The organism is Paenibacillus sp. P36 (assembly GCF_045866505.1).
In the GTDB taxonomy this organism is placed as follows: domain Bacteria; phylum Bacillota; class Bacilli; order Paenibacillales; family NBRC-103111; genus Paenibacillus_E; species Paenibacillus_E chondroitinus.
This window is the reverse complement of record NZ_AP038372.1, coordinates 4,213,280-4,226,853: the sequence shown is the minus strand read 5'-3', so window position 1 is coordinate 4,226,853 and position 13,574 is coordinate 4,213,280. Positions and strand designations below refer to the sequence as shown.

Genomic DNA, 13,574 nt, shown 5'->3' with positions numbered 1-13,574 from the left:
TTACCCTTGTTCCAATCCGGTTTCTCTGCTATCGAACACTTTATTGATGATGATGGTGGCGATTAGGCTAATCACAATCAACAAAACCGAAATGGCACAAGCATACCCATATTGATTGCCCGAAAATGCATTTCGAATGATCATGAACGTTATCGTATAGTTTGTCGTTCCTGGTCCGCCATTTGTCATAATAGCCATTTGCACATAAGCCCCTATCCCAGCCGTAATGGCAATAATAAAGCAAAACTTGAACGTCTCCTTCATTAATGGGAGCGTGATATGCCAATGCGCCCGCCATTTACCTGCGCCATCGATTCGAGCAGCTTCTGTATAATGTTCTGGAACGGATTTCGCGCCGGCATAAAGCAAGGCAAACTGAAACCCCATATACTGCCAAGCATTAACGAAAGCAATTGCTATAATGGAGACGCTCGGCGAGTTCAACCAGTCTTGCTGATAAGCGATTCCAAGTGCTTGAAACAACTTATTAATGATTCCGTTAACCGGGTCATACATGGAAAGCCAAAGTTGACACACGACCGTGACCGACAGTACAACGGGAATGAAATAGGCGGTTTTCAGGACTTTTCGCCCTTTCACCGTCGGATCCGAGCATATTAGCGCCAACAACGTACCTAGACCGATTTGGAAAATGACTAACACCAGGGCGAACAAAAGCCCGTTTCGCAGCGATGTCGTCAATAAATAATCTTGACTAAGGTCGATATAATTTCGCACGCCTATAAAAGTCGCTTCGCCAAGCCCATCCCATTCAAAAAAACTGCGATAAACAGTCTGAAGAATGGGATAAAACACAATGACACTATAAAGTACAATTGCCGGAGTTAAAAAAATGAGAATAGCCCATTTGTTTCCTAAGTATTGTTTCATCTCTATGCTCCCTTTCTTGAAAAAAACTCACACCGACTTACAGGTCGATGTGAGTCATCAGGTACTGAAAGGATTTATTTCTTCAGTGTTTTATTGAGATTCGTTACGAACTGATTCGCCGTAAATCCTGCCACAATCAAGTTCTGTGAGTTGACGTCAATACTGAGATTCACATTTGTATCATTCTGCACGGTTGCGAAGCTCGTGATATTGGGGATCACTTCTTTACCAAGACGAGACAGCATAGCAGGTACTTGCGCTGTGATAGGCTTATCGACCTTGATGGAAACAATCGGTGTGCCCACTTGCGTATACTTGTACTCTGCATATTTACGTGCCATGAATGCCGCTACTTTAATGGCAGCTTCTTTGTTTTTTGTTTTGGCGGAAACGGCGAAGCCTCCTGGTCCCCCGGCCCCATTCATGGCAAACTTCGCCTTTTCGTAAGTGGCTTCATCTTTCGCTGGGAAATTCATGAACTCTACATTGTCTCCGAGATTTTTTTGTGAGCTTGGTATTTCCCATTGACCATTCACGAACATGGCCGCTTTGCCTTGATAAAAAAGTGAAGAAGCTTGATCATAGTTCGTCTGCGTCGCATTTTTAGCAAATAGGCCGGCCTTTTGCAGCTCTTCTACTTGCTTGGCGGCCAGCTTCAGAGCTTCCGGCGTTTCTGCCGCGCCATTGAGGGCTCCGTAACCTTTCGGCTCCTCTCGAGTCATGAAGCCTTGCAACAAGGCGTTGCCAATCCATTTCTCTTTGGAGAAGATCGCGAGTGGAATGATTCCCTTCGCATTGAACTTTTTAGCGGCATCCTTCAATTGATCGATCGTTTTGATCGGCGCCTCTATGCCTGCTTCAGCAAAAAGCTTTTTATTATAGTACAAAATAATAAATTCAGTGCCGGCATACGGATAGCCATACACATGGCCATCTGGTGCAATTAGTTTCGCTTCGTTGCCTTTGTTCAAATCTTTCTTGAATTGTGCCGTTTCCGGAGCATCATCTAAGGTCAGAATATTATTCGACTTGCTTCCGATCTGCATGATATCCCAATTCGTGTCAATAATATCAGGCAAATCTCCGGTTGCCATTTGCGTTTTGATTTTCTGTCCATTATCTTGCAGGCCAGGGACTAGCGTAACTTCAATGTTGGGCATTTCTTTTTTTAGCTCCGCAACTGCGTAATCATAAGGCTTTGATGTGTCATCGTCGAAATGATTGGTATAAATGCTAAGCTTGATAGGAGCATTGGCTGGTGCTGCAGCCGTTGTTGCAGCAGGCGCAGCTGTTGTTGCCGCGGCAGGAGTTGTAGATGTTACCGGTGTTGCTTTTGAGCCCGCGTCACTTTTCGTTTCCGTTCCACACGCTGTAAGTGAAACTGCCATGATTGATGCGAGTCCGATGCTGCTGAGTTTCGTCCAGTCCCTCATTTCGAATACCCCCAGTAATAAATTCGAGATAATTGTAGCGCTTACATGACTGATTGTAGGGGAAAAATGAGTTCACCATAAGGTACGATTACGCCTTATAACGTACAAAAAGCCCGCTTTCTGGCGGACAATTTTCAGAAGAACGGTCTTTACTCCTTCTTATAAACTTACTTTATTTGTCGGAGCCAAATTAGGCAGAACACCTACGACATATGATGGATCCAAGAATATATTGGTAAACGTAGACTCTCCCCCTTACCGCACCGCCGATCCCCTATCGGCGAGGCGGTTTTTTTATACTTTCAGTTTTGGCGATCGCGCGGAAATCTCTCGTCAACGAGAGAAGCTGGCTGCCCTTTAGATAAAAATCATCTTTCACTCGCCAAGTATGGCTTTGTTTATTTTTACGACGGATGTACACGTAGTTAAAAGGTGTCGTTGCAAAAGTTTTAAAACCATGTTGATTACATGCTCTGAGAAAAGCTACGTCTTCTCCCAGCGAGCGGTCAGGAAACTGCACCCTCTTAAGAACACGTCTGTGGAACAAAATCGTGCCTCCTTGCACAAACTTAACCTCTTTGTTTCGCTCATGAGGTGATCTAATAAGCAGCTTGTGAGCAGCCGCGAGATAAACCAGGCAGGCGTGCTTGCCAACAACATCACTTTTCGTCAAACGCAGTGCCTTCATTTGCTCTTTTAAGTAAAAGGGTGAGTAATAGTCATCATCATCAAATTTGGCGATATACGGGAATTTGGTTTTCGCGATTCCGCAATTGAGGCACTGTCCTAACGAAGTCTTCTCGTTGACTTGATACACGCGGACGTTGGCAACTTTACGCGCTCTGAGGCGATAAGCGGCAAGATTCATTTGGTCATTATTTATAATAATGATAAGTTCTTTTAACAAGTCGTGTTGTCTTTGAAAATTATGCAAAATGTGATTGAAATATTGTGGACGATTGGTACACGTAATGATAGAAACACCGGCAGCCGTTGTGATTTTCCCCATTCGTTTCCTCCCCTTTCCTACCAATAATTCAACATACGTCTATGGTAGATCATTTGTGAAACAAAAAAAGAAGCCCGCCTGAGCGAGCTTCTTACTAATCTTAATGCATAGCATTCATCGTCGCGTGCTTTACAATGACACGGCGGATGAAGAAGGCTACGGCTAACCCGATAAGTGTCACTATCATAGCGAAAATGAACACGTTCTGGGAACCAAGCATCATGGCTTTTGCAGCCTCGAGGGGTTCACTCGGCTTGGAAGAGCTGTCTAGATACTTCTCCATACCGCTAGTCAGGATACTGATTGCAATTGCTGTACCGATCGCCCCTGCAACCTGTTGCAGCGTGTTCATAACCGCTGTACCGTGCGGATAAAGTTCCGGCGGAAGTTGGTTAAGTCCATTCGTCTGAGCCGGCATCCATACCATAGAGATACCAACCATGAGTCCAATATGCAAGACGACGATAAACGCCACGGAAGAAGCAACCGTGATACTGGAGAAAAACCATAGCATCACAGCAACAATAGCTAGGCCAGGAACTACAAGCCATTTAGGTCCATACTTATCGAATAAGCGCCCCATGCGTGGAGACAAGATACCATTCAAAGCACTACCTGGAAGCAGCATGAGCCCTGTCGTAAACGCGGATAACTTCATGCCATTTTGCAAATACATCGGTAAAATAATCATAGTTGATAAAATAATCATCATACAGGACAACACAAGAAGCAGTCCGATAATAAACATCGGGTATTTGAAGACGCGCAAGTTCATCATTGGCTCGCGCATGGATGTTTGGCGAAGCGCAAACAACACAAGAGAGATTAAGCCGATTATGATCGATGTTAATACGATTGCGCTAGTCCAGCCGCCTTCTCCTTCGCCTGCTTTACTGAAACCAAACACTACGCCACCGAAACCTATGGATGATAAAATAATTGAAATTAGATCGATACGCGGTTTTGTGACCTCGGTGACGTTTTCCAGGTTTCTCAAACCGATCAAGAGCCCAAAAATTAAAAACGGTAGGGATAACCAGAAGATGTAGTGCCAAGTTAAATACTCGATTAAAAGTCCCGCCACAGTTGGGCCTGTTGCCGGTGCGAACATGATAACCAGGCCAACGAAACCCATTGCTGCACCGCGCTTCTCCGGGGGATAAACGACCAAAATTGTATTAAACATGAGTGGAATCAATAACCCCATGCCAGCTGCCTGAAGAACACGAGCGACCATCAACATTTCAAAATTGACTGCTAGAGCAGCAATCAATGTCCCAACGATCGAGCTTGAGAGCGACATAATGAAAAGCTGCCTTGTTGTAAACCATTGCAGCAGTAAACCAGTCATCGGCATCAGAATTCCCAGAGTCAGCAAAAACCCTGTCGTTAACCACTGGGCAGTGGCTGCTGAAATCTGGAACACATCCATCAAGTTACTAATAGCTATGTTGAGGGCCGTCTCACTGAACATGCCAACGAAACCGCAGATCAGCAGCGACGCCATAATAGCCTTAGTATTATATTGCTTCATTTGTTTCTTCACTTCCCTCTCCTGAAAACTAATTGAATAGTTCTCTATCTTTATAGTCCGCTTAAAAATACAACAGTCTGTCGAATTATACAAGTGCAAAAATAAATTAAATGATATTCTCCTTTCCAGAAAAAGAAAACACCTCCAAATGACGCAGGGAGGTGCCGTTCATCATTTTAGTCCAATTAGTGTTAGAAGACCGGACAACATGGTCAGTTTATTTGATTGTTTGACTTGTTTCGACATAGTTCGCGGCCTCCATTTCCAGGCATTGCTTTCAATTGCTTTAAGCTCTTGTCTATGCTCATTCATCGTTTCCTCTAAAAAATAAGGATCATGATGCAAGGCGCACACCTCCATTTCCTCAATAGGATGACTTCCCTTCGCTTTAAGCTCATTATACGAAATCAACTATGACAACAGTCTGTCATACTTGTGGGTATCGATTTAACATTTTTTCAATTTTAATTTTGAGTAAATGCCTTAACGACAGAGGTTCGAGAACCTCCACATCTTCACCAAAACTTAATATCATTTCAACTAACCGTTCTGCTTCTGAAGGATTGATAATGGTAATTGTAAGCGTGCCATCTTCATTGAAATATTTATCTTCCGCATAGAAACAATCCAAGGCATTTGCCAATGATTTCCCTGAGAAATGAAGAACAGCTCCTACGATTTCATTTTTCCGATAATCCAAAGAGAGATCTTGTAGAAAGGCTGAATGGATACACGGATAAATTTCGGGCAAGGTAACCAAATCTATCATTCTTGTAAGTTTAAATACACGATAATCCTTGCGAACTCTACAATACCCATGTAAATACCAAGAATAATATTTAAATAGCAGGCTGACTGGTTCAACGATCCGACGAGCTCTCTCATTCTTAGAATTCATATATTCAAATCGAATGACTTGGCGTGTTGTTATCGCTGCACGAAGCGTATGCAGTGTTTCATTGTTGGCTCGCCAGCTTCCTAAATCCATGGTCAAGCTAGGCATTTTATCTTTTTGAATTGTTTGAAGCCTATGCATCGTCTCCGTCGCTCCCTCATCTTTGAACACCGTCGCCGTGCTGTGAAGAAGCGTGATTAATGACTCAATGTCGTTGTCATGCAATAAAGTTTTCTCCATTTTATACTCTTTAATAATTCCATATCCGCCATTGACGCCCTGATAAGATACGACAGGGATTCCAGCCGCACAAATTGCCTCTATATCTCGATAGATGGTTCGTTGAGAGACCTGATATTTGTTCGCAAGCTCTGAAGCGGAAATCACTTCATTATTCAAAAGCGCATACGTAATCGAAATTAATCGTTCTAACTTCATCTCATCACCCTTTAAACTCAAGAACATATGTTTGTATCTATTACACCATAATTGCCCAATTGGTTCAAGGGGAACAAGGAAAAAGTGTATTAGCCTTCGACCTCGACTCTGCTACTAAGAAGCATCTTCTAAACCTCATACCGTCAAACCATTTATTACTCATCACCTACCCCAAACGCTCATCATCAACTTGCAACTGTAACCGTATTCTACGTTGTACTTCGTGCAATCATTTAGCTGCAATTTGGCTTCACATCGGTTTTTTATTGTACTTTTTACAACGAATCTCGCGTTAAAACGCTTCCATCACGCTTTTTCGCAACAAATAGTTGTATTTTGTGCAACGAAAGATCACCTTCGCGGTCAAATCTCGCTGTTATGTTGTATAAAATACAACGTATGCCTTCGAATTCGGTTCTTATCTGTCCCGACATCGCCTCTCGAGGCGAATCGACTGAATTACCTGTACAAACTCCCGTTATTTCATCCAAGTCTTATTCCGCGCCATTATTAACAGTAGAAACTCCAGTTACTCCGCCTACGTTCATCAATTAGGTAAGAGAAACTTACTCCTATTACTCATTCCTAGCTTGATTGTAGTCTGCCCATAACGGGCTGATGTATTTTTCCAAGGCTTTTTTGACGTCACTTCTTCGGCTCCCTTCAATGCTTACAGTGTCATTTAAAATATCATTTCTTATTCGTATAAGCACATACAAAGGAGGCAGTGAAGCTTCGCGCAGAGCTTTTATCATCTCTTCTTCTTGCGGCGTAATATCCATTATTGCACCTCTTCCTTCATGTAAAAGATACTTTCATTTTAAACCCTGCCATAGGTGTTAAGGTCAAGACCATGAAATCAAAAAAGGCAGTCCGCTATAACCAGCGAACTGCCTTCTTCTATATAAATCAATTCGAGTCTGCTTCTGCTGACCGATCGTACCACGCGTTGAGTTCTTCCAACCGTTGGTTGTAAGCATCACGAATGGAATAAGCAGATTGGGATCCAACCGGAAGCCGCAGCGGCGCATTTCCTTCATTGATGACGGAAATAATATATTGGACCGCTTTGGCCGGATCGCCAATTTTGATGTTTGATAAGTTTTTTTCATACGCTTCGTAGTACGGGATGTACTCCGGCTTTTTCTCCGTCTGCTCCAGGGAGTGTCCGAGAAACTCGGTGGCAAAAACAGCCGGCTCGACAATCGTCGTTTTGATGCCAAAGCTTGCAAATTCTTTCGCGAATGCTTCAGAGAAACCTTCTACTGCAAACTTGGAGGCGGCATATAGGCTGAACGGCGGGAACGAAACAACTCCGAAGAAAGACGAGAAATTAAGATAATGTCCGGATCCCTGACGTTTAAATACAGGAAGTGTCGCACGAATGACATCCAATACACCAAATACATTAACGTCGAACTGTTTCCGAATTTGTTCTTCCGTGTACTCCTCTAGCATACCGAACAGTCCGTATCCTGCATTATTCACGACAATATCGATTTTTCCAAATACAGTAACAGCTTCTTGAACAGCAGCTTGAATTTGGTCCGGTTTGGTGACATCCAGAGCGACAAGATGAACACGATCCGGTGCTATTGCTTTAAAATCCTGAATAGCTTCAAGTTTGCGCGCTGTCGCAACTACTCTATCCCCAGCTTGAAGCAGCTGCTCCACAAAATGACGGCCAAATCCTGTTGAAGTTCCTGTAATAAACCATACTTTACTCATCATTTATTTCTCCTTTTTGTCTATCAATTTTAGTAATCAAGAATGAACATTCTAGTATTTGCAAAAAAATAAGGCTCCAATTAATTATCTAACATCGACATAGCAGAGCCAGCTATGCGGTGAAGCTTCTCTTTGTTGGTAGAGGTTCGGGCGAGTACACGCAAACCTAGCATTGTGTTATGCATTTCTTCAGCAAGCTCACTTGCGTTACGAGTCGAAGCGAACTCACCACTTTCCAGTCCCCGCTGAATCAATTCAGCTAGAAGATTCTCCACTTTATCGAAGCTTTGTACAGTCTTGGCATCCACTTCTAGATCCCAAGGGGCAAGCTCTACAGCCATATTGACAAGCAGGCAACCTGGGGGCTTGTCGCCGGTCCCTTCAATCATGAAGTCAAACAAAAAACGAATAGCTTGCTTAGCACTGTCGGCGCGGGTGATGCCTGATTGAAATTGCCCGTTCAAGTACTCATTGTAGCGTTCTATGGCTTTTAGAAACAGTTGATGCTTGTCACCGAATGTATCGTATAAGCTTCTGCGATGAATACCTAAATGATCAACCAGATCATTAATCGATGTTTTCTCATAGCCTTGTTCCCAAAATAACCTCACAGCCTTCAGCAACGCCACATCGACATCAAATTCCTTGACTCGAGGCATTTCACATCACCTCCCTTCTGAATATAGTTATAACACATTGAGAACGTTCGGTAAAGAATTATTTTTACCGAACGTTCTCATATTGCGCGATATAAAAAAGGCTATTCCAACAAAATGGAATAACCTCTGATTTTCATGCCGGTACTCCGTGCCGCATTAGAACAGACTTCACAAGCTCACTGCCCGTGGCCTTCTCCGGAAGCGTTACGCCTGCTGCAATGAGGCTCTCGGCTACCGCGGCATAGTCTCCTTGAGGGTCCTGATTGTGCATAGAGCCCCACATACAGCTATTGAGCGGGGTCCCCCCATATTCATTACGAATATCGATGGATGCTCCACGTCCGAGCAGCAATTGGACAATTTCGTTGTCACCCCGGATCGCCGCATGATGAAGGGCCGTCATCGAATGCTCATTTCGCCGCGCATCTGGCTGAAAACCAACATCCAACATGAGTTGCACAGCCGCTATCCGATGATCCCATGCTGCATTCGTAATCATACTCTGGTATTCCCAATCCAAGGATTGGATGATATTCCGATGCTCCCTTAACATGGCATGGACGGTTTCGGTATCCGCCCGCATACAAGCGAGCAGCAATCTCTGCTCAACTGAACTGTACGGCAGCATCAACTCCGTAATGGCTTCATGTCCCAGGTGCGCCGCAAGGAAAAACGGTCTCGCTCCAGTGCCGATCATGTACTCGTAAATGTGCCCACCGTTCGATTCACCGGAGGTAAACTCCCTTTTTCCCACCTGAGCTTCAAGGGCATTGGGATTCTCGTTAAGAATCCTGCGAACAAGTTCAAGGTCTCCCAACTGAACGGCCATAAAGATATCCGTCTGAGCACCACGTTTAATCAAATGTTTGCATTTGTCAGGTTTATTAACCGCATATTGAGCTGGCGTACTATTGTGGTCAATATCCCGCATATCGATGTCAGCGCCGTGATCCAGCAGGAAATCGATGACGTCAGATGAGACGGCATAATGCAGAGGAACCTGCCCATCTGGACCACGCTGATTGACAACCTCTGCATCCTCTTCCACCATCTTTTGCAAAACGTCTATCATCCCCAATGCTGCAGCAGCGTGCGGATCGACACGAGCTCCTCGTTCAATCAGGTAACGGGACAAGTTATGATGATCGTGATGCAGAACACCGAATCCGCCAGCCCACCAACTACTTTTGGTATTGATATCCGCTCCGAATTGAAGCAGCACATCAACCATCTGACGATTACCTCTGTATGAAGCGATCACAATTGCTGGTGTATCAAAGGCAAAGCTTGGTTCGTCTATCCGTGAAACAAGCGATGGATGGCTTTGCAGGATTTGTCTTACAGCTTCCGGCTCATTGCGATCAACCGCCTGTTTGAATTGTTGAATAACCTTCGGGTCCAGATCATCCTTAGAAAGAAAATCATTAAACGATTCCGTCACGTAAGCATCCTTCCTCTTCTACTAAGATTTGAGATTATAGAAAATCTCCGTTTCCAGTTTGGTTTCATCCTCATTCCAATGTCCATACACTTCCATTAACGGAAGCTCATGATATTCATCTGAAGCTTTCACTTTTGCACGAATGCTTTCATAAGTTTTATCTAGCTCGCTATAGGGTCCGATGTGTTTGCAATAGGCATATTTTTCTAAAATAACATCCTTCATCTCCAGTAATGAATCTTCATTCGGAGGAAGAACCAATTCAATACCGGCAAATATATGGTGGCCATTTTCATAAACTACGTGGTTCGTTCCCTTATGAGAAAGCCCCTTCTCCCGTACTTCCTTCCAAACTTTATCCAGCAATTCGAAAATCGTATCACTGTACCTTTTTTGTTGATCATGCGTTTTAGAAAAGCCGAACAATGTAACCATTTTTCTTTGATTGAAAATGACTGGTTCCATTAGGATCTCCCTTCTACTCTCGATAAAAGGACAGCACCCAGCACACGCCGTTCCGGTCAGTCACTATCGCCAGCAGACCGTTAAATGGAGCCTCGTATACTTCGGTAAGGATTGTCCCGCCGGTTGACAATGCTCCGTAAATCGCACGGAACGATTCTTCCGAATCGATTTTCAGGAAAACTCTCACATAGTCACCTTTCAACGCCGGTTTCGCCGCTTGAACATCGGCAAATTTAAGTGTTGCCGTCCCAACTTGAAGGTCCGCGTTTAACACCACTTCACCTTGCTTGCGCAGAATAACAATCTCACCACCAAAAATACTTTGGTAGTAATTAATTTCGTCTTTACAGTTCTCCACTACGATAAAAGGGATCGCAATCATCATGTACATCCTCCTTAAATTTATACTTCATATAAAGCACTTGCCTCTACACGTCTTCTTGTTCACTCAGATTATGAAGGACAGTCTTCAATAGGTCGTTCAACAAGTCATACTCATCATCCGAAATACCTTTTCGGGTTTTACTCTTGACGCGGCTCAATGCTTCTTGTACTTTAGGCACCACCTCACGACCTGACTCTGTCAGATAGAGTAGTTGATAGCGATTGTCCGTGGGATCGGCTTCCCTCCGAACATATCCTTCTGCTTCCAGCTTCGCAATCGCTTTAGCTGTAGTCGTCTTGTCAATGAGCAGCCTCTCGCTTAGCGCTTTCTGTGTAATGGGTTGATGAAAAGCTATTGACATGAGGAAGATATACTGACCGCTTCCAATGCGATAAGGTTGCAGCTCAGATGAGATCAGGATTTGCATGTGTCGATAGATGGCAGAGATATATTGCCCGTGTGATTCCGTGCTGTCCTCGTTAGCAGGCTTCCAATGATCGTTCAATTTACCCCTCCTTAAATAGGATGTTATTGCAACTAATTTCATTATATGGCATATAGGATGTTATTGCAACTAATTTTAAACATATAGGCTTGACGCCCGTGTAGATCAACCATTTTACAGGTCAAAACGCAACGAACATCAAGCTTTTATTGAATCTTACTCCTCATTCACATATGGAATGGTTAAAGGTCCCAAAGGCAAAACGGCTACCGTCATCTTCTCACCATACTTCTCTTTCAATTGCTCCAATGTAACTTGAATATCATGAGAAGTTTTTAACATCGCTTTTTCAACGTCTTCGTCGGCTAATGAAGAGTACAAATAAACGTCGGCCCAGACCTGAATAACGGCTTGTTTTTGTACTTGCCATTGATCGAACTTTTGAAAGCTTCCGTCGTTAATCATGTCGAGAATTTCATGTGGCGTTTTACGCATCTGTAAAATTTCTGCATAATTGCCGTGGTTCGGAATCCCATCCGAGCATTCTGAGGCACAGATGATGGTTCCACCCTCTTTAACAATCTTATGGGCCGCGCTCATCCCTTTGACTGCCTGATACAGATTCTGGTCTAACGGGTAGCCTGAATTGGAAGTAATGACAACATCAAACCGTCCCTCAACCGGGATCATGGCATGCTGTTTGGTGAAAGCACACCCTTGGTCATGGGCTTCAAACAACTCACCAGCAAAAACTTGCGTGATTTCCTTCGATTTATTCAGAGTCACATTGAGCATAAAATGGGGCTTGCACATCCGATTGACTTCACGGGTCATATCCTGCAACGGATTATTTACCATATTCCCCCACGTTGCCAAAGGGTCTCCGATCATTCGGGCGTTATGAAAGGTCAAAATGGTCTCAATTCCAGCAATACCAGGCATGATCCCTTTCGGTCCTCCGGAAAAACCTGCAAAAAAGTGAGGCTCAATAAAACCTGTAACAATTCTGAAATCGGCCTCTACATACTCTTTATTGAGATAGACATCGCACCCGAACTGGCTATGCCCCACCTTCACAAGTTCATCGTTGTTGTGGCAATGGTGATTAATCACACGGACACTGTCGACAACCGACTTGCCCAACATTTGAATCAGTTCTTCCTCGGTTTGATCGCGATGCGTTCCCGTACCGTTAATGATGACAACATTTTCTTTAGGCACGTGAGCCAGTTCTTCAAGAATCCACGGGACCAACTTCTCGTTAGGTGTTGGACGTGTAATATCACTAATGACAATGGCAACCTTGTCTGTAGATTTGACCAACTCAGCCAAAGGCGGCAATCCAATCGGATGTCTAAGAGCTTCCCGAACGGCTAGTTTCTCATCTTGCAATCCATCCATATGATAAGGCTCGATAATCTTGGAATGGTCTGGCACATCAACAGTTAAAGTTCCTTTACCGTACAACAGGGTCGTCTGCATATCTTTCCCTCCATTGTGAACATGAATTTGAGTCGTAATATTGTTTACAAGAGTTGTGAAAGCGTTTAATAGTAAAATTATAACATAGACAACTAGTAATAGACTTCTCCATTTTTACAGGAATAACCTTGACACCTACGGGACAACTTTAACATTATGGCTAACCGTTATTTAATGGTATAATTACCATTGTTCATCAAAATACTTAGAGTGAGGCGGTAATCGTTATGGAAACAGCTAAACAGACAGTAACGGTTGAAACTACAGTACATGCACCAGTTGAACAAGTGTGGGCATTTTGGACACAACCAGAACATATTACACAATGGTCTTTCGCCTCTGATGACTGGCACGCGCCAAGAGCCGAAAATGATTTAAGGGTTGGCGGAACATTCGTTACAAGACTCGAAGCCAAGGATGGAAGCTTTGGATTTGACTTAGGCGGCGTTTATGATGAAGTGAGAACGCATGAATTCATTTCTTACACCATGGGCGATGGAAGAAAAGTTGAGATCTCATTTATTCGTCAAGATAACGATACAAAGGTAATTGAATCATTTGATGCTGAAAGCGCAAATCCTGTTGAAATGCAAAGAGCTGGCTGGCAAGCGTTTCTAGACAACTTTAAAAAATATAGCGAAACTGCCAAATAAGATTTGGCCATATGATTTGATATGAATGAAAACCTCCCTTACTTCCGGGAGGTTTTTTGTCATTTCATTTGCTGATTAACTTTGCATATATTACTTGCCGGTGGGAAATTATAACA

14 protein-coding genes are annotated in these 13,574 nt (G+C 43.5%); 1 reads left to right on the top strand and 13 read right to left on the bottom strand.

All coding sequences use genetic code 11. From position 1 onward, the window contains the following. From ACKTT9_RS18930 to larA, 13 genes are all read right to left on the bottom strand, one after another. Nucleotides 1–891: a carbohydrate ABC transporter permease gene (locus tag ACKTT9_RS18930; protein ID WP_407872818.1), complete on the bottom strand. Its 891-nt coding sequence runs from the start codon at nucleotides 889–891 to the stop codon at nucleotides 1–3. Between the two features lie 74 nt (nucleotides 892–965). Continuing rightward, nucleotides 966–2,324: an ABC transporter substrate-binding protein gene (locus ACKTT9_RS18925; RefSeq protein WP_407872817.1), complete on the bottom strand. Its 1,359-nt coding sequence runs from the start codon at nucleotides 2,322–2,324 to the stop codon at nucleotides 966–968. Nucleotides 2,325–2,598: 274 nt separating this feature from the next. Next, complete coding sequence (locus ACKTT9_RS18920; RefSeq protein WP_407872816.1) at nucleotides 2,599–3,333, bottom strand: glycosyltransferase family 2 protein; 735 nt, start codon at nucleotides 3,331–3,333, stop codon at nucleotides 2,599–2,601. Nucleotides 3,334–3,433: 100 nt separating this feature from the next. Next, nucleotides 3,434–4,867, bottom strand: a complete 1,434-nt coding sequence (locus ACKTT9_RS18915; RefSeq protein ID WP_407873070.1) for a DHA2 family efflux MFS transporter permease subunit — start codon at nucleotides 4,865–4,867, stop codon at nucleotides 3,434–3,436. Between the two features lie 427 nt (nucleotides 4,868–5,294). Further along, complete coding sequence (locus ACKTT9_RS18910; protein ID WP_407872815.1) at nucleotides 5,295–6,200, bottom strand: helix-turn-helix transcriptional regulator; 906 nt, start codon at nucleotides 6,198–6,200, stop codon at nucleotides 5,295–5,297. A 575-nt stretch (nucleotides 6,201–6,775) separates the two neighbouring features. Then, nucleotides 6,776–6,982, bottom strand: a complete 207-nt coding sequence (locus ACKTT9_RS18905) for a hypothetical protein (protein ID WP_407872814.1) — start codon at nucleotides 6,980–6,982, stop codon at nucleotides 6,776–6,778. 127 nt (nucleotides 6,983–7,109) lie between these two features. Then, nucleotides 7,110–7,931, bottom strand: a complete 822-nt coding sequence (locus ACKTT9_RS18900; RefSeq protein ID WP_407872813.1) for an SDR family NAD(P)-dependent oxidoreductase — start codon at nucleotides 7,929–7,931, stop codon at nucleotides 7,110–7,112. A 77-nt stretch (nucleotides 7,932–8,008) separates the two neighbouring features. Further along, a complete protein-coding gene (locus tag ACKTT9_RS18895; RefSeq protein WP_407872812.1) occupies nucleotides 8,009–8,587 on the bottom strand; it encodes a TetR/AcrR family transcriptional regulator in 579 nt (192 codons plus the stop codon). A gap of 133 nt (nucleotides 8,588–8,720) precedes the next feature. Next, a complete protein-coding gene (locus ACKTT9_RS18890) occupies nucleotides 8,721–10,028 on the bottom strand; it encodes an ankyrin repeat domain-containing protein (RefSeq protein ID WP_407872811.1) in 1,308 nt (435 codons plus the stop codon). 21 nt (nucleotides 10,029–10,049) lie between these two features. Then, a complete protein-coding gene (locus ACKTT9_RS18885) occupies nucleotides 10,050–10,493 on the bottom strand; it encodes a GyrI-like domain-containing protein (protein ID WP_407872810.1) in 444 nt (147 codons plus the stop codon). Nucleotides 10,494–10,506: 13 nt separating this feature from the next. Continuing rightward, on the bottom strand, nucleotides 10,507–10,878 hold the full coding sequence (locus ACKTT9_RS18880; protein ID WP_407872809.1) for a VOC family protein: 372 nt from the start codon (nucleotides 10,876–10,878) through the stop codon (nucleotides 10,507–10,509). Nucleotides 10,879–10,921: 43 nt separating this feature from the next. Continuing rightward, nucleotides 10,922–11,383 carry a MarR family winged helix-turn-helix transcriptional regulator gene (locus tag ACKTT9_RS18875; RefSeq protein WP_407872808.1) on the bottom strand — a complete coding sequence of 154 codons (462 nt, stop codon included), beginning with the start codon at nucleotides 11,381–11,383 and terminating at the stop codon, nucleotides 10,922–10,924. Nucleotides 11,384–11,539: 156 nt separating this feature from the next. Beyond that, nucleotides 11,540–12,805: a nickel-dependent lactate racemase gene (gene larA, locus ACKTT9_RS18870; RefSeq protein ID WP_407872807.1), complete on the bottom strand. Its 1,266-nt coding sequence runs from the start codon at nucleotides 12,803–12,805 to the stop codon at nucleotides 11,540–11,542. A 227-nt stretch (nucleotides 12,806–13,032) separates the two neighbouring features. Here larA and ACKTT9_RS18865 point away from each other — a divergent pair, with 227 nt between their 5' ends. Further along, complete coding sequence (locus ACKTT9_RS18865) at nucleotides 13,033–13,458, top strand: SRPBCC family protein (protein WP_157326230.1); 426 nt, start codon at nucleotides 13,033–13,035, stop codon at nucleotides 13,456–13,458. Nucleotides 13,459–13,574 lie beyond the last annotated feature (116 nt).

Excerpts from the sequence above, each read along its gene's own strand:
- ACKTT9_RS18930 (WP_407872818.1), bottom strand. The coding sequence starts at position 891 with ATGAAACAATACTTAGGAAACAAATGGGCTATTCTCATTTTTTTAACT.
- ACKTT9_RS18925 (WP_407872817.1), bottom strand. The coding sequence starts at position 2,324 with ATGAGGGACTGGACGAAACTCAGCAGCATCGGACTCGCATCAATCATG.
- ACKTT9_RS18920 (WP_407872816.1), bottom strand. The coding sequence starts at position 3,333 with ATGGGGAAAATCACAACGGCTGCCGGTGTTTCTATCATTACGTGTACC.
- ACKTT9_RS18915 (WP_407873070.1), bottom strand. The coding sequence starts at position 4,867 with ATGAAGCAATATAATACTAAGGCTATTATGGCGTCGCTGCTGATCTGC.
- ACKTT9_RS18910 (WP_407872815.1), bottom strand. The coding sequence starts at position 6,200 with ATGAAGTTAGAACGATTAATTTCGATTACGTATGCGCTTTTGAATAAT.
- ACKTT9_RS18905 (WP_407872814.1), bottom strand. The coding sequence starts at position 6,982 with ATGGATATTACGCCGCAAGAAGAAGAGATGATAAAAGCTCTGCGCGAA.
- ACKTT9_RS18900 (WP_407872813.1), bottom strand. The coding sequence starts at position 7,931 with ATGATGAGTAAAGTATGGTTTATTACAGGAACTTCAACAGGATTTGGC.
- ACKTT9_RS18895 (WP_407872812.1), bottom strand. The coding sequence starts at position 8,587 with ATGCCTCGAGTCAAGGAATTTGATGTCGATGTGGCGTTGCTGAAGGCT.
- ACKTT9_RS18885 (WP_407872810.1), bottom strand. The coding sequence starts at position 10,493 with ATGGAACCAGTCATTTTCAATCAAAGAAAAATGGTTACATTGTTCGGC.
- ACKTT9_RS18880 (WP_407872809.1), bottom strand. The coding sequence starts at position 10,878 with ATGATGATTGCGATCCCTTTTATCGTAGTGGAGAACTGTAAAGACGAA.
- larA (WP_407872807.1), bottom strand. The coding sequence starts at position 12,805 with ATGCAGACGACCCTGTTGTACGGTAAAGGAACTTTAACTGTTGATGTG.
- ACKTT9_RS18865 (WP_157326230.1), top strand. The coding sequence starts at position 13,033 with ATGGAAACAGCTAAACAGACAGTAACGGTTGAAACTACAGTACATGCA.